At 59.0% G+C, this 16123-nt stretch carries 15 protein-coding genes; 10 read left to right on the forward strand and 5 right to left on the reverse strand.

Annotated elements, in window-relative coordinates; all coding sequences use genetic code 11:
* Nucleotides 1-168 precede the first annotated feature (168 nt).
* The 5 genes from AQ996_RS05190 to AQ996_RS05210 all read right to left on the reverse strand — a co-directional run bounded on the left by AQ996_RS05190 (nucleotide 169) and on the right by AQ996_RS05210 (nucleotide 3758).
* Entirely contained in the window at nucleotides 169-987 is an 819-nt protein-coding gene (locus tag AQ996_RS05190) for a hypothetical protein (RefSeq protein ID WP_055251646.1), read from the reverse strand.
* Nucleotides 971-1795, reverse strand: coding sequence for a hypothetical protein (locus tag AQ996_RS05195; protein ID WP_055251648.1), 825 nt, complete (start codon nucleotides 1793-1795; stop codon nucleotides 971-973). The genes AQ996_RS05190 and AQ996_RS05195 overlap by 17 nt, the downstream gene beginning before the upstream one ends.
* Nucleotides 1792-2517, reverse strand: a complete 726-nt coding sequence (locus AQ996_RS05200; protein WP_055251650.1) for an ABC transporter ATP-binding protein — start codon at nucleotides 2515-2517, stop codon at nucleotides 1792-1794. The genes AQ996_RS05195 and AQ996_RS05200 overlap by 4 nt, the downstream gene beginning before the upstream one ends.
* A gap of 342 nt (nucleotides 2518-2859) precedes the next feature.
* On the reverse strand, nucleotides 2860-3189 hold the full coding sequence (locus AQ996_RS05205; RefSeq protein WP_055251651.1) for a helix-turn-helix domain-containing protein: 330 nt from the start codon (nucleotides 3187-3189) through the stop codon (nucleotides 2860-2862).
* 8 nt (nucleotides 3190-3197) lie between these two features.
* Nucleotides 3198-3758, reverse strand: a complete 561-nt coding sequence (locus tag AQ996_RS05210) for a hypothetical protein (protein WP_055251653.1) — start codon at nucleotides 3756-3758, stop codon at nucleotides 3198-3200.
* Nucleotides 3759-3978: 220 nt separating this feature from the next.
* Here AQ996_RS05210 and AQ996_RS05215 point away from each other — a divergent pair, with 220 nt between their 5' ends.
* The 10 genes from AQ996_RS05215 (at nucleotide 3979) to murG (ending at nucleotide 16115) form a co-directional block, all read left to right on the forward strand.
* Nucleotides 3979-5190, forward strand: a complete 1212-nt coding sequence (locus AQ996_RS05215; RefSeq protein WP_055251654.1) for an IS3 family transposase — start codon at nucleotides 3979-3981, stop codon at nucleotides 5188-5190.
* Between the two features lie 434 nt (nucleotides 5191-5624).
* Complete coding sequence (locus tag AQ996_RS05220) at nucleotides 5625-6059, forward strand: division/cell wall cluster transcriptional repressor MraZ (protein ID WP_006234269.1); 435 nt, start codon at nucleotides 5625-5627, stop codon at nucleotides 6057-6059.
* Nucleotides 6060-6079: 20 nt separating this feature from the next.
* Nucleotides 6080-7045, forward strand: coding sequence for a 16S rRNA (cytosine(1402)-N(4))-methyltransferase RsmH (gene rsmH, locus AQ996_RS05225; RefSeq protein WP_006234266.1), 966 nt, complete (start codon nucleotides 6080-6082; stop codon nucleotides 7043-7045).
* Nucleotides 7046-7135: 90 nt separating this feature from the next.
* Entirely contained in the window at nucleotides 7136-7606 is a 471-nt protein-coding gene (locus AQ996_RS05230; protein WP_055251656.1) for a hypothetical protein, read from the forward strand.
* A gap of 182 nt (nucleotides 7607-7788) precedes the next feature.
* On the forward strand, nucleotides 7789-9489 hold the full coding sequence (locus tag AQ996_RS05235) for a peptidoglycan D,D-transpeptidase FtsI family protein (protein WP_316242506.1): 1701 nt from the start codon (nucleotides 7789-7791) through the stop codon (nucleotides 9487-9489).
* A gap of 127 nt (nucleotides 9490-9616) precedes the next feature.
* Nucleotides 9617-11041 (forward strand): UDP-N-acetylmuramoyl-tripeptide--D-alanyl-D-alanine ligase, encoded by a 1425-nt coding sequence (locus tag AQ996_RS05240; RefSeq protein ID WP_055251658.1) that lies wholly within the window; start codon nucleotides 9617-9619, stop codon nucleotides 11039-11041.
* A gap of 3 nt (nucleotides 11042-11044) precedes the next feature.
* A complete protein-coding gene (mraY, locus tag AQ996_RS05245) occupies nucleotides 11045-12064 on the forward strand; it encodes a phospho-N-acetylmuramoyl-pentapeptide-transferase (protein WP_055251660.1) in 1020 nt (339 codons plus the stop codon).
* A gap of 9 nt (nucleotides 12065-12073) precedes the next feature.
* On the forward strand, nucleotides 12074-13480 hold the full coding sequence (gene murD / locus AQ996_RS05250) for a UDP-N-acetylmuramoyl-L-alanine--D-glutamate ligase (protein WP_055251662.1): 1407 nt from the start codon (nucleotides 12074-12076) through the stop codon (nucleotides 13478-13480).
* Nucleotides 13481-13516: 36 nt separating this feature from the next.
* Entirely contained in the window at nucleotides 13517-15010 is a 1494-nt protein-coding gene (gene ftsW, locus AQ996_RS05255; protein WP_055251664.1) for a putative lipid II flippase FtsW, read from the forward strand.
* Nucleotides 15000-16115, forward strand: a complete 1116-nt coding sequence (murG, locus tag AQ996_RS05260; protein WP_055251665.1) for an undecaprenyldiphospho-muramoylpentapeptide beta-N-acetylglucosaminyltransferase — start codon at nucleotides 15000-15002, stop codon at nucleotides 16113-16115. Before ftsW ends, murG begins: the two co-directional genes overlap by 11 nt.
* Nucleotides 16116-16123 lie beyond the last annotated feature (8 nt).

Consider the following 16123-nt stretch of genomic DNA (forward strand, 5'->3'; position numbering starts at 1 on the left):
CGCCCGATCGGCGGCCCCTCGGGGCTTGCCCGTATCGTAGGCAATGCGCCGAATGCTCGCCATCGAAATTTATCGGTGGCCCACTTCAGACTGTAATGGGCGGACACCAACTACGGTGCCCGCCCCCCTGTATTTGATATGCTCGGTATGTTCATCCCTCACAAACAATCAAAGAAATCTCGACCGCAATCGGTCGACGGTAAAGCAGATGGCAAGAACGCTTGTTACGTTTATGAGGCAGTCAATTAAAATCGAGGTGCATTGACTATCCTCCAACGGGGTCACGCCGCAAATCCACATGAGCATCGAGGACGGAAACGGAAGCATGGAATTGGCTCCGACCTGTATGTAGATCGTTACGACGTTGACAAGCAGCAGCATGCCAATAGGACCGAAGCCGGACCCAAAATAGGAAACAACGATCACGCAAGAGACCACATATGCAAGGCAGACGGCACTCGCCAGAAGAAGTCGATCGCAAAACATATTCAGGTTGAAACACTGTTGAGCATCCAAAACGATTGCACAGTTAAGACAGTACAAAACGACACTTGACAGGACAAACGCGCCCAATAGGGCGAAAGAAGACAGCACCGTTCGCGCAACGGTAACGCACGCCCGCTTCCCTCCCCGAGCCTCCGACAGCCCCCACGGTTCCTCGACAAAGCCCGAACTAACAAAGCGCGGCACAATACAAGCCGCGATGAACGGAAAGAACAATGCATGAGCCAACGGGGCCACGTTGAACAGCAAGCCGCGAAAAACCTCTGCATTACCAAATAGAAGGGCGTCCTCTGCCGACAGTTTAAGCGTCGGGTCTGGGAAAAAGCCCAAGAAACTGCCCTCGCGGAGGCTACAGAACCACATCGGGAAAGAATTAAGCTGCAATATCACCATACACGCATAAATTGCCAGGATTAAGACGTACGTCCATTTGCTCACATGCTTCAATTCTGAATGGAGGAACCTTTTAATCTGACGAGCCATTGAGCACACCTCCGACACGACAGGTCACGAGAGCGTAAATCAATACCGATAGACAGCTGGCTGCCACGCCATAGCCCAGAAGCGCCAGGTGCCCCATATCGCTATACCCAAGGGCACATCCGACCCCTAGGTACGGCCCAGGAAGGAAGAAGATCCATCGCAAGGATGGTATAGGTGCCTGAAGGAAGGTTCCGTAGAGCGTCAAGCTCATGACAAATCCAATTATTATTACAGCCCCGCTCAATACAGCGCTGCCTGTAATCCGATAGATGGTCATCGTCTCCAACGCAACCGATATCACCAATACGGCGTTGATTATCATCGCAGGAAAAAATGCAGCCAGCATGCCGTGCGTGTAGTTTTGCTCCCCACGCATTATGGCTATTGCAAACAAAAGAAGGCAAAGTGCGCTATATGCTGCACCGACTATTAAAGCAGACGAAAGCACATGTGCCAGAGCCCCATTAAAGCGGGCGAGACCTCTTGCTGAAGAAATTCGGTATCCCTCTTTATAGCCATGCTCCTGTAAAAGCACCAAACAAACGATGAGTGGAACGAACAGGGATGTACCGGCAAAAGCGCTGCGCGCAAGGGACTCATCAGGCGCAGAAGGATCGATTGCATTCCAGAGGAAACCAATATCCTCCCCACAAACGCCATAGCCAAAGCCTAGCAACGTTGCTCCGTTATTTAAAAAAACACCGAAGAGAAGACCGCACGCCAACATAAGCGTAAGACCAAACTGCGCCGGAAACATCCTGTGTAGACGCATCATATCTGCCTTTATGGGATGGATCGCCCGCTTCATAGCGAGACCGCGTTCATCAAGCGCCTGTAATATTCTTTTAGGGACGACGCCTCATCCCTTATGACATCCATCGATTCCTTTTTCAGCAGTTCACCGTCATGAATAAACACGCAACTTGTTGCAACCGATGCCAACTCATCCAAATCATGGCTAGAGATGAGCATGGTCTTACCCTGTTCTCGATTCAATCGGCCGATAAGGGCCCATATACTCTCGATGCCCAGCGGGTCCAACCCATTTGCCGGCTCATCGACAATTAGTACGTCGGTGTCGCCCAACAAAGCCGTAGCTATATCCAGTCGCCGTTTCATTCCCAGAGAAAAACTGCTCACGCTCTTTTTCTCATCGACGTCCAGCCCGACTAGGCCCAAGACGCGAGGAACCTCACGTGTCTCATCGAGCCCCCATTCCGCACATCGGATCCGAAGATTCTCCACCGCACTGAGGGATTGGTATGCTCCGCTGGAATCTGGCACATAGCCGACACGCGTCCGCATCAGGCTCAGCTCTTTTTTCGACTTGCCTCCAAAGAGCTCCACGCTCCCCGACGATGGCTCACAGAGGCCCAGCACTATTTTAATAAGCGTGCTTTTGCCCGCCCCGTTTGCACCAACAAGGGCGCAAAGTTCAGACTGATTCACCTCGAAGGAAACGTCATGCAACACACGCCGTTTTCCATAGCGCTTTGACACCTTTGATAGCTTTATCGCTGATGCGCTCATTGGCCTCCTATTCTGCTTGATAACAAAACCGCTGCTGCCAGACTGTCGCCTGGCAGCAGCCGCAACTGCTAGAAATTAACAACACACAAGTTTTTGCTGCAGTTATTGACGCAGACGCGTGCTCCACAGAATGCCTTGCAGTAACCGTTGCACCCACCACCGGGGTCCACATAACTCGGCTTTACAATCCAGCTCATATCGTTCCTCCTTTCTTTTATCGTTCGTTCTTGATGTTATTGTTTGCCGATAACTTATATTTGTCAAGATAATTAATAAACAAAGAACCCGTGTTAGACACGGGTTCCGTTACACTGATATTTCGTTATAGTTGTTCTTTTTATGCTACTCGTCGCTCAAATCTACAGCGAAGACCGATGTCGGAAGCGACACCTCATTGCCTCTGCCATCCCGCATCTGCCTCACGGCATTCTTCGCGCGCTCGACAATAAGTTCCTCGAGCTCCTTCTCGCTCACGCGCTGAATAATATCTCCCGGTTGACAATCAAGCTCATCACAGATTTCAAGAAGCGTCTTAAGACGAATAGCTTTAATTTTTCCGTTTCTTAGCTTAGAAATATTAGCCGGAGTATGCCCCGTGGCACGAATCAGATCAGAGCTGGTCTTTCCGGTCTTAAGCAGCTGCGTCTCAAGCTCGATGATGAGATAGCTCATGTTTCCTCCTACACAAGCTCGTCAGACTGCTCTTGGAGCAGCGAGGCATAGCTCCAGATCACCGAGACAAACAAACAGACGGCCGCGCCGATAAGCGACCCCGCGTCAAAGGCAACGCCCTGGCAAATCGCGATAACGAAGGAATGAGGCACGACGCAAAGCTCCAGCCCACCAATGGTAAGATTGACCGATCCATAGGCACCAACAAGCGAAACCGCGGCGTTAACAGCAAAGGCAAGCGCGAGAACACGGATAAGCCGCACATGCGCCCTGGTAAAGGGCGATACGCCCCGCGAAATGTCACGGCTGATTCCGCACAAAACGACAAGCGAAATACCCATGACAAGCGCCATGCACAGTCCGCTTGGGATAACGATGCACCCGCCATTGAGAAGCGTCACAACACCGAAAGAATCGACAGAAGCAGCGTTTGCAACCGCATACCAGATCACGTAAACAACCAACGCGGCGAAAGCGACGAGCATTCCCGCAAAAACGACCGCCATGCAAAAGCCAAGCTTCCTTACAGTCTCGCCCGCCTTGGCCATACGCTGAACGCTGTTGGACATATACTCACCCTCATCGAATCTATCGTTATCGGAATAGTTTATCGAACAACGATATGGATTGCATGTACAAAGCCCAGCCGGTACGCATAGGTTATTTACTAATCCGAAGGGTGAGAGTGGATTTTTGGACACGTATCGAACGAGAGTGGATAATCTCCCACTTTGAGGCCGGGGACTGCGGACAAAAAGTTGGACCGTCAAGGTCCGGTTTGGAGTCCGCATGACATACAGTAGAGCCGTAGTAGAGAGGGCCGGGGAGCTCCGCCGCTCCGGGCTCTCGTGCAGGGAGATAGCCCGGGAGCTCGACGGTCCGAGCAAGAGCGCCGTCGCGCGCTGGACGAGGTCCGTGGCCGCGGGCGGAACCGTCGGAAGGGCGGTCGCGAAGATGGATCTGCCGAAGGTCGTCGGGGACGGTCCGGTGTACCCCGACATCGACCCGGACGACAAGGACGCCCTGATAGAGCGCCTCGTCCTGGAGAACGCCGTCCTCAGGGCGGTGAACGACGTTTTAAAAGCCGCGAGCCTCGACGGGATGTCGAACAGGGAGAAGACCCTGGTGATAGACCGCCTGAGGCCTGCGGGGAAGTGGTCCTTGAGAGAACTCACCGCTTTCTTGAGGATATCGAGGAGCTCCTATGACTACCAGCGGCGCGCGATCGCGAGGCCGGACCGCCTGGCGCCGCTGAGGGCCCTCGTGCGGCGCGTGTTCCTGGAGGACGGCGACGGCGCGCGCGGCTACCGCTTCGTGGTGCGCAGGCTCCGCGAGCTCGACGAGCCCGTCCGCGCCTCGGAGAAGGTCGTCCGCCGCATCATGCGCGAGGAGGGCCTGGTCCCCAGGTGGATGAGGGGGAAGAGGAGGGCCTACAGCTCCTACGCGGGCGAGCCGACGCCGGCCCCGCCGAACCTCGTGCGGCGCGACTTCCGCTCGGCCCTGCCGAACTTCCTGTGGCTCACCGACATCACCGAGTTCAGGCTGCCCTCCGGCAGGAAGGTCTACCTGTCGGCCATCAGGGACTGCTTCGACTCCTCGGTCGTGGCGTGGAGGGCCGGCGAGCGCCCGGACGCCGCGCTCGCCAACTCGACGCTCGAGGACGCCTGCGCCCGGCTGGCGCCCGGCGAGCGCCCCGTCATCCACTCCGACCGCGGCGGCCACTACCGCTGGCCCGGCTGGATCTCGATCTGCGAGGGCAACGGCCTCGCCAGGAGCATGTCCGCCAAGGGCTGCAGCCCGGACAACGCCGCGATGGAGGGCTTCTTCGGCCTGCTCAAGAAGGAGTTCTGGCACGGCAGGGACTGGTCGGGCTGGACCCCCGCCCGCTTCATCGAGGAGCTCGGGGGCTGGATCGGCCGCTACAATACGGAGAGGCGCAGCGACGCGCTCGGCGGCCGCACGCCGGCCGAGTTCCGCGCCGCGCTGGGAAGGGCCGCGTGACGGTCCAAGAAATCGTCCGCAGTCCCCGGCGTGCTTTTGCGCGCGCATGGGCAATCTGGGGTCCGTCCCATTTTTTGCCACTTGTCGTCGCGGTGGCGGGCCGCATGTGCCTTGGGTGGGGGAGTTTGGGGGCGATGTGAACGGCATGTAAAGGGACGCAAAAATCGCCTCAAGGTCAACTTGAAGGTTGAGGTTGAAAGGCGGGGTGCCACAGGTGGCATCCCGCCGTTGCTGTAAACACAACATATTGTGTTTTCGAACATATGATTGGGGGTGTTTTGCAATATATGGTGGGTGGAGTGGTGGGGCGGGGTGGGGGAAGGGGTGGGGAAAGGTGTTGAAAAATGGGGCGGTTCCCCATATTATTAATGACGTCGACAGGCGGGGTGGTTCCCCGCGTACGTGCCATCTGAGTAACCGAGGGGAGGGCGCACATGGGAATGACTGGTGCATACGAGCGCAATCTCGATGCAAAAGGTCGTCTGTCCCTGCCTGCACCCCTTCGCGAGGAGCTTGGAGAGCACGTTCGCGTGTTCAAAGCCCTGGATGTCGATGCTCTGTACGTGTTCTCTGCCGAGGCCTTCGATAAGTGGGTCGAAGGACTCTTCGCGGGTCGTGAGGGCCACGAGGGTTTTAACCCGCGTGACATTAATGACCAGAAGCTCATGAGGGCGATCAACAAGCGCACCACGTCGATGGACGTGGACAGCGCCGGTCGTATCGGTCTTTCCGAGTCTCTCCGCAAGCAGGCGAACCTCGACCGCGAGGTCACGGTTGTGGGCAACTACGACCACCTTGAGGTTTGGGATCGCGCCGCGGCCGATGAGGACGATGACGATGAGGCCCTGCTGGACCTCTTCTTCTCGTAAGGGCAAGGCACGGGTAACGGATGGAGCGTGGGATCTTGACACAAGAATATCGGCATGAACCTGTCATGCTCGGCGAAGTGCTTGAGTCGCTGCGGCTAAAGAGCGGCTCCGTTGTCTGCGATTGCACCCTTGGCGGTGCCGGCCATTCGGTAAAGATGGCTGCGCAGGTGGGGGAGACGGGTCTTTTGCTCGGCGTCGATCAGGACGACATGGCCCTCGAGGCCGCTGGCGCCCGTCTGGACCGCGAGGTTCCCGGCGTTCCGCACCAGCTGCTGAAGGGCAACTTCGGCGACTTGGACGAGCTGCTTTGCTCGGCCGAGGTGCCCGGGGTCGATGGCTTCCTGTTCGATTTGGGCGTTTCGTCACCGCAACTCGATATCCCTGGAAGGGGCTTTTCGTATAACGAGGACGCCCCATTGGACATGCGGATGGATCCGGGTAATAACACCTTAAACGCAGCTGAGGTCATCAACACCTATAACGAACACGACCTCGCTCGGATTCTACGCGTCTACGGCGAAGAGAAGTTCGCCTCGCAGATCGCGCGCGAGATCGTGCGCCGCCGCGAGCAAGAACCGATCGAAACCACCGGCCAATTTGTCGAGATCATCAAGGCGGGTATCCCGGCTGCCGCTCGTCGGCATGGCGGACACCCGGCCAAGAAAAGTTTCCAGGCCATTCGCATCGAGGTCAATCACGAGCTCGATGTGCTCGAACGAGGGCTTGATGCCGCCACCAGGTGGCTCAACCCGGGCGGACGTATCTGCGTCATCTCATATCACTCGCTCGAGGACCGTATCGTAAAGAACCACTTTAAGGAGATGAGCCAGGGGTGCACGTGTCCGCCGGAGATTCCGGTGTGCGTGTGCGGCAACGTGCCGATACTCAAGGTCATCACCCGCAAACCCTTGGTTGCACAGCCTGATGAGGTTGAGCGCAACCCTCGGGCGAGATCAGCCAAAATCCGCGTGGCGCAGCGTCTGTAGGCGCGACCGCGCGATATTGGACCTCCCGCTCGCACCATAAACGAAGCTTAAACACACTACCAACGTACTCGGGATGGGAGGCGGCATATCATGGGCTACAACACTTCAAGCGCAGCACTCGCCTATGATATGAACGCCATGCCCGCCTATCGTGAGACGGCGCAGGCCCCCGTTGCTCCCCGTGAGCAGCGCACGCCGCGCTTTGATGTCTACACGGGCGCGGGCCGTCAGGCAAACCAGGCGGTAAGCCCGGTTTTCATGAGCGTTCTTAAAACGTTTTGCATCATTGCGGCTATCTTCATGACGATCGGCGTCGCCCGCGTGGCGCTCGCCGGCGTTACGGCCCAGGTGCTCAACAGCAACGCCGAGCTTACCAACACGCTCGAAAAAGCGACCGATGAGAGCTCCGACCTGGAGGTCATGCATTCGGTCTATGGCGCCGACACGCGCATTCGCGACCTTGCGGGCGCCTATGGCATGGTGGAGCCCAGCGAGAGCGTTACACTTGACTTTTCGCAGGATGCAGCCGCGGGCGCCAACGCGACCGCGACCGCTCAGTAGCAAGACGGTAGCTGAGTATGACAAATGACTATCGCCGCGGTTCCGATGGGGGCCGCGGTTCTGGACGTCCCTCGTCGCGGGGACGTTCTGGTTATCAAGGAACGGGTCGGCAATCTTACAACGCCGGGCGGTCCCGTGGCAACGACCCGGCGTCGCGACTTCGCGGCTCGGGCGGCCCTCAAGTGCATAACACCAGGTCGCGCAAGAGCTCGTCGACCGAATGGCTCACAGGCACGCCGCTGCCTCGCCGCAAGGCCGTCATGGGCTTCATTGGGCTTGGCTTGGGCTTGGGCGTCTTTCGCCTTGCCGACTATCAAATTGTCGAAGCCGATAAACTGCGCGAGCGTGCCGATGCGCGCCGCCTGCTTGCGCAGACCCTCTATGCCAAACGCGGCACCATCTACGACCGCAACGGTAACGTGCTGGCGTCGTCGGTCGAATGTCGCAACATCGCCGTGAACCCCCAGCTTGTCGAGGATGTTGACAAGACGGTGTCGGCGCTGGTCAAGGCAACTGGAATCGATAAAAAGACCTGCCGCAAGCTCGTTGAGTCCGATGGAACCTGGGTGTATATCAAGCGCCAGGTGGACGAAGACGATGCTGCGGCACTGGAGAAGAAGAACCTGCCCGGCGTGCTTTTTGAGCAGGCCATGAAGCGCGTATATCCATACGGCAATCTGGCATCGCAGGTGCTGGGTGTAGTGAATGTAGACAACGACGGCTTGACGGGTCTCGAAAAGCAATACAACAAGCTTCTGACCGGCACGAACGGTTCTCTCGTACGCGAGCGCGCGAGGGATGGCAGCTATATCGCGGGCGGAGCCTATAAAAAGGTGGCTGCGGTCGACGGCGTTGATATCGTGACGACGCTCGACGTCAATATCCAGCGTGCAGCCGAGGATGCCCTGGCAGAGGCAGTTGAGAAGACTAAGGCCAAGAACGGCTCGGCGCTGGTCACCGATCCTACGACAGGCGAGATCTTGGCAGCCTGCTCGTATCCGACCTACGACCAGACCGATTTGGAAAACGCCAAGACCGAGGATATGAATCTGCGCCTGGTCACCGACGCCTACGAGCCCGGCTCGGTCTTTAAGACGCTCGTGGCGGGCGCCGGCTTCGACTTGGGTGTCGTGCGGTCGAGTACGTCGTTTGAGGTGCCGGCGAGCATCAAGGTGGGCGACGATACCGTCACCGATGCCGACAAGCGCGACTACGCCATGACCATGGATGTGCGCGAGATGATGCGCCGTTCGTCCAACGTGGGCTTTGTCCTGGTGGGGCGCAAAATCGGTGCCGACGACTTTGCCGCCTATGTGGACAAGTGGGGCATCGGTCACAGCTCAGGTGTCGATTTTCCGGGCGAGAGCCTGGGCATCGTCAAGGAGCGTGACCAGTATGACGGCGCCACGCTGGGCTCGATGAGCTTTGGACAGGCGCTGTCTGTCTCGCCGATTGAGATCGCACGTGCCGTGGGCGGCATCGCCAACGGCGGCGTGATGATGACCCCGCACTTCTATAAGTCCAGCAAAGGCGACGAGAAGGACTGGGGCGAAGGCGAGCGCGCGATTTCGGAGGACGCCGCATCCCAGGTGACATCGTGCATGCAGACGGTCGTGTCCGAGGGAACGGGCGTTGGCGGCGCGGTTGACGGCTATGACGTGGCGGGTAAGACCGGTACGGCCGAACGAGCCGACGAGAACGGCGGCTACCTCAAGGAGAACTACATGTCGTCCTTTATGGGCTTTGCACCGGCACAATCGCCCAAGGTGCTGTGCTATATCACGCTCGACGGAACGCCGAGCGGCTCAGATGCCGCTGCGGTGCCGTTCCAGTCCATTATGGCCAACGCGCTCGACGTGCTGGGTATCCCGCACACGAAGTAGGGGGTTACAATCTTTGGGGCGTGGTTTGTTGTCCCATATGAGGGGTGTTCACATGCCCTGCACCACGCATGCGCGGCGCTGGGATACAATACGCCGATAGCATTATTAGGTTTACAGGGGAGCTGCAATGATAGAGATCGCCGTCAACAATCTCGCGGCCGCAACAGGGGCCCGAACCGTGACGGGAGAAGCCGATCGGGCATGCCGCGGGTGCGTTATCGACTCGCGCCAGGTCGAGGAAGGGACGATTTTCGTCGCCTTTCCCGGTGAAAACGTCGACGGCAATGATTTTGCTTCCCGTGCCGTCCAGTCGGGTGCCGGCGCCGTCGTGATGACGCGTGAGCCCGAGGCCGAGCTGGTCTCGCTGGCGCAGGACAAGGGCTGTGCCATCTTGCTGACCGATGATCCCGAGGAGTTTCTGCTGCGTTTGGCGCACGCGTATCGCCTGGAGCTTGGCTGCCTGGTCGTTGGCATTACCGGTTCCATCGGCAAGACGACGACCAAGGACGTGCTCGCCGCTGTGCTCGCCAAGCGCTATCGTGTCTGGGCCACCAAGGGCAATTTCAATAACCTGATCGGCATGCCGCTCACGGTGCTTTCCGCTCCGGCCGATACCGAGGTCCTGGTGCTCGAGATGGGCATGAACCATTTCCACGAGATCGAGCGCCTGTCCCAGTCCGCCAATCCCAACCTTGCCATCGTGAGCAAGATCGGTACCTCTCATATCGGCATTTTGGGTAGCCGCGAGAACATCGCCCGCGCTAAGGCCGAGATTGTACAGGGCATGTGCGCCGCCGGCGACTTCTTGCCGCTGCTGGTTTTGGGCGGCGAGGACGACTTTACGCCGTTCATTCGCGATGCGTTCGCCCAGCCTGCTGGTATCGACGTGATGCTGGCCGGCGTCTCGGACGATGATGAGGTCCGTGCCCGCGACATTCGTGTTGATGACGAGGGCCGTCCGGTCTTTACGCTCGATTTTGGCCAGGGCGAGACAATCGATACCATGCTTGCCATCCCCGGCGTGCAGTCCGTTCCTAATGCCGTTAAGGCCGCCGCGGTTGCCTATCGCCTGGGCGTGACGCCCGGGCAGATCGATGCTGCCTTTAGGGGCCTCACGATCACCGGTCACCGCCAGGAGATCAAGCGCGCCAAGAGCGGTGCCCGCGTCATCGACGATTCCTATAACGCCAGCGCCGAATCGATGGCAGCCGGCCTCGATCTGCTGTGCTCGCTTTCATGCACGGGGTCTCGCATGGCGATCCTGGGCGAGATGGGCGAGATGGGCGATGAGGCTCCTCGCATGCATGAGCTCGTGGGCGCCTATGCCGCCGCCAAGAAGCTCGACATGCTGGCGTGCGTGGGTGGTGAGCTGGCCCAGCTTATGGCCGATGCCGCGCGCATGATGGGCATGGACGAGGACCGCATCCAGGTGTTCTCCGATTATCAGCAGGTGCTCGACCGCATGGGCGGCGCGCTTGAAAAACATGATGTTGTATTGGTCAAGGGTTCCCGTTTTGTTGAGCTCGACCGCTTTGTGGAAGGTGTGTGCTAGCCCATGTTCGGCAATCCCTCGTATCCTACGTATCAGGCCTTTTTGGGACTTGGCATCGCTGCTGCCATTGGGTTGCTGCTTATGCCGTGGTGGATCAAGCTGCTGAAGGTCGAGGGTATCGGCCAACAGGTCCGAGCCGACGGCCCCAAGCGTCATTTGATTAAACAGGGTACGCCCACCATGGGCGGCGTCATCATCCTTGTCGCGATCTCGCTGACCTGCCTGCTGATGGGCAAGCTCACCACCGAGCTCGTGCTCGTGCTGCTTGCCACGCTGGCCACCGGCGTTCTGGGTCTCATCGACGACCTGACCTCCGTCACGCATGGTCGCTCGCTCGGTCTGACGCCTCACGCCAAGATGATCGGTCTGACCATCATCTGCGTCACTTTTACCGTGCTCGCCGTCAATTGGTGCGGCGTCGCCCCCGAGATTCGTTTTCCCGGCGGCCTGACGATTGACCTCGGTGTTCTTTCGACCACCATCTGCGGCCTTTCGTTCCCGTGGCTCTACATTGTATTTTGCTGGCTGATGATCGCCGGTCTTTCCAATGCCGTGAACCTGACCGATGGTCTGGACGGTCTTGCCGGCGGCACTTCCATGATCGCCATGCTCGCCATGGCCGCCATGGCGTTTTTGCACGGTGACGTGAACCTGTCCATCTTCTGCACGGCGTGCGCCGGTGCCTGCCTGGGCTTTTTGTGGTTCAATTGCTACCCGGCGAGCATCTTTATGGGCGATACCGGCTCGCTTGCCCTGGGTGCCGCGTTTGCCTGCACCTCCATCATGACCAACACCGAAGTCGTTTCCCTCATCATCGGCGGTCTGTTTATCGTCGAGACTCTGTCGGTCATGATCCAGGTCGTCTATTTCCACTTTACGCACAAGCGCGTCTTCCTTATGGCACCCATTCATCATCATTTCGAAAAGAAGGGCTGGGCCGAGACCAAGGTCGTTATCCGTTTTTGGATTATCGCCGCGGCCTTTGGCGCCGTTGGCCTCGCCCTGTTCTTCCAGTTGGGATAGTGGTCTTTCATGCCTCTTGCTGATGTCTTTAGCCTGCTTGTTTTGGGGCAGGGTAAATCCGGTCTCGATGTCGCCCGTTGGGCGTTGGCTCACCCCGAGCGCGTGCGCGCCACGACCGTGTATGGCGGCGGTACCTCCGAGCCCAATGACGCCACACGTGCGCTCGAGGCGCAGGGCGCGTCGTTTGTTTACGGCACCGAGCAGGTCGAGGGTGCCTATGACGTGTGCGTGACATGCCCGGGTATCTCGGAGTTCTCGGCCTTCTTTAAGGCTGGGCGTGAGCATGCCGCCCAGATTATGGGCGAGCCCGAGTTTGCCTATCGTCTGTCTCCCCAAAATTGGATCGCCATCACGGGCACCAACGGCAAGACAACTACAACGTCGCTGACCGATTATCTGCTCAAGGCCGCCGGTGAAGCCAGCGTGGCCGTCGGCAATATCGGTGAGCCGCCGGTGAACGAGATCGACGGCCGCGGACATAATGAGTGGTTTGTGGCCGAGCTGTCGAGTTATCAGATTGCTACGACCGCCGAGCTCCATCCTCGCGTGGCGGTGCTGCTCAACATCACGCCCGACCACCTGGGCTGGCACAAGAGCCACAAGAACTATGCGCTTGCCAAGATCAAACTGTTTGACAATATGGTCGATGACGATCTGGTGGTTGTCGACGTCGAAGACGCCGGCATTCACGAGTTCGATGAGTACATCTATACGCCGGGTCGCCGCATCTGCAAGGTCGCTTTTGACGAGCCCGAGGGTGCAGATGCCGCCTTTGTGCGCGACGGCAAAATGGTCGTGCGCCTGAAGGGCGTCGAGACTCAGCTTGTCGCCACGTCCGAGCTCAAGATCTCGGGCCATCACAATGTCATCAATGCCTTATGTGCCGCCACGGCTGCTCTGGCCGTCGGTGCCGATGTCGATGGTGTCCGCCGCGGTCTGGCCTCGTTCCAGCCGCTCGAGCATCGCGTGGAGCCGTGCGGCGAGATTGACGGTGTGCGCTACGTCAACGATTCCAAGGCGACCAACACCGACGCGGTCGAGAAGGCGCTGACGGCATTTCCCGATGACGACGTGATCTTGCTGCTCGGCGGCCACGATAAGGGCACGCCGCTCACGGACTTCGCGCGCGTTGTTATGGATAACGTGCGCTCGGTCGTCTGCTTTGGCGATGCGCGCGAGCGCTTCACCGCCGCTATGGACGAGGCCGATGTCGATGGCGATGTGGATATCGCCCAGGCGGATGACCTACGCGATGCCGTGGACGTTGCCCGTTCGCTGTCGAGCCGTGGCGACGTGATCTTACTTTCTCCTGCCTGCTCTTCGTTCGATGAGTTCTCGGGCTATGAGGAGCGCGGCCGCGTGTTTAAGGACTATGTGGCCCAGCTTGCCGCTGCAGCGAAATCGCAAATGGAATAGGGGTTGCCGGTGAGAGAGGAGAGCCCCCGACAAGGTATGAGGAGGCCCGACTCGGACCGTGCTTCCTCGCGGCGTAGCACACCGCGTTCCGGTCGCGGCGGGCAGTCGTTTAGCGAACGCTATATTGCCGGCGTTCCCGCCCGCATCATGCGCCCCCGTCTGATATTCATGGCCTGTCTGTTTATCTTGGTGTGTTTTGGCCTGCTGATGGTGTACTCGGCGTCTTCGGTCGAGGCGCTGCACGAGAATGGCTCAGCGACGTTTTTTCTGGGTCGACAGGCTGCGTTTGCCGTGGTCGGTGTTCTGGCGCTGATTGCCATCGTGCGCGTTTTGCCGGACAGCTGGTTTGGGGAGGATGTGCTCAGGATCTTCCTCATAGGCATGATAGGGCTACTGTTTCTGGTGTTCTTGGTTGGCAGCGGCAGCCGTGGCGCCACGCGCTGGCTCAACATCGCCGGCATTCAGTTCCAGCCTTCCGAGTTTTTAAAGCCATTTGCCATTGCGTATTCGGCCATCATGCTTGATCGCTTCTTTTCGCCCGGTGGCAACATCAACGAATTCCTTCGCAAGATGGGCATCTACCTGGGCATTCCGCTCTTTCTGATCTTTATCCAGCCCGATTTCGGTACCGTCCTGATCATCCTGCTGACCCTCATGTGCATGGCGTTGTTTGCGGGTCTCGACCCCAAATTTATCATCGGCGTGATAATCTTCGGCATTCTCGTGATCGTGATTGCGCTTGTTGCAGAGCCGTACCGTATGGTGCGTATTCAGGTTGCCTTGAACCCTTGGGCCGACGAGTATGGTGACGGCTATCAGGCCACGCTTGCCATCATGGCCTTTGCCTCGGGCGGTCTGTTCGGCCGTGGCATCGGCAACTCAACCATGAAGTACTCGTATCTGCCCGAGGCGCACAATGACTACATCCTGGCCATCATTGGCGAGGAAGTCGGTTTTGTCGGAACCGTGCTGTTCTTCTTGGTGTTTGCGATGCTGATCTACTCGGCGTTTCGCATTGCCGAGCAGGCGACCGATCGTCGGGGCGCGCTCATGGCGTCTGGCTCCGCGGTCATTCTCGCGGTGCAGTTTTTGATCAATGCGCTGGGCATCCTCAACGTGTTTCCCATGACGGGCAAACCGTTGCCGTTTATTAGCTACGGCGGTTCGTCGATTATTGTGTCGCTTATGCTTGCCGGTCTGATCCTGCGCGTTTCGTACGAGAGCGCCCGTCGCGATGAGTACGACCGTCGCCGCGAGAGCTTTGCCGTTATGGATGAGAGTACCGCCGGCGTGCCCCACGTACGCGGCGAGCGATCTTCGCGTAACGGCTTTACCGTTCTGGATGGCTCTGCGACCGAGCCGGCAGCCCGTCCGCGTCAGCGAACGGCGCCGCAAGGTCGTCCGCAGCGCCCCAGCCCTCGCAGCGCGGGCGGCGGATATAATCGAATCGATTTGAACTCGGACCCGTCGGCGCGTTTGCGCACCGACGACCAGGGACCGCGTGTACGAAGGGACTACCATGACCGATAAGATGACCGTTGCTATTGCAGCCGGCGGCACGGCAGGACACATTAACCCCGCGCTCGCTTTGGCCGAGGAGCTGCATGACCGTGGCCACCACGTTGTGTTCGTGGGCCAGTCGCGCAAGCTCGAGGGTCGTCTGGTCCCCGAGGCTGGGTTTGATTTTGTGCCCATTACGGTCACGGGCTTCGACCGCTCCCGTCCCTGGACGGCGCTGACCTCGCTGTGGCGTGTCAACAAGGCCAAGCGTGCGCTCGCCAGTCATTTCTCAAAGGTCGGCAAGCCCGATGCTGCCATCGGTTTTGGTGCCTATGTCGAGGTTCCGCTGCTGGGGTGGTGCAAGGGCGCAGGCGTTCCGTATCTGCTACATGAGCAGAACTCTGTTCCGGGCCTGGCCAACAAGATGATGAACTCCCACGCCGCTCGCGTGTGCATCTCGGTGCCGGCAGCGCGCTCGGTCTTTGAGCGCGAAGGTGACCCTGACCACGTGCTCATGACCGGCAACCCCGTACGTCGCTCGGTAATCGAGGGCGATCGCGCTCGCGGCCGCAAGGCACTTGGCGTTCTCGAGGACGCTACGCTGCTGCTCGTCTTTGGCGGTTCACTTGGCGCCCGGCACCTCAACGAGCGCGTGACTTCGCTCAAAAACGAGCTGCTTTCGCGCAAGAACCTCTATGTGTTGCATTCGACGGGTGCCGACGGCTTTGAGGAGACCGAGCGCGCTTTGGCGCTGACGCCCGAGGAGGCGAAGCGTTACCGCGTCCAGCCTTACATCGACAACATGGGCGATATGCTGGCTGCTGCCGATTTGGTGCTCTCGCGTTCGGGTGCATCGAGCGTGGCCGAGATCGCTGCGCTCGCCGTGCCCTCGGTGCTCGTGCCGTATCCGCATGCGACGGCCGACCACCAAACCACCAATGCTCGTTATCTGGTCGACGCTGGGGCCGGCGTGCTCTGCGCCGATGCCGATATCGACGGTTCTGCCTTTGCCGATGAGCTGCTGCACCTGGTCGATGACGCGGCGGCGCGCGACGCCATGCGTCAGGCGGCGCGTGGTCTGGCTCAGGATAGAGCCGCCGCTCTTCTGGCGGATGCGGTAGAGGGTTTGCGTTAGTTAGACGG

The sequence above is a fragment of the Collinsella aerofaciens genome, assembly GCF_001404695.1.
GTDB lineage: Bacteria > Actinomycetota > Coriobacteriia > Coriobacteriales > Coriobacteriaceae > Collinsella > Collinsella aerofaciens_E.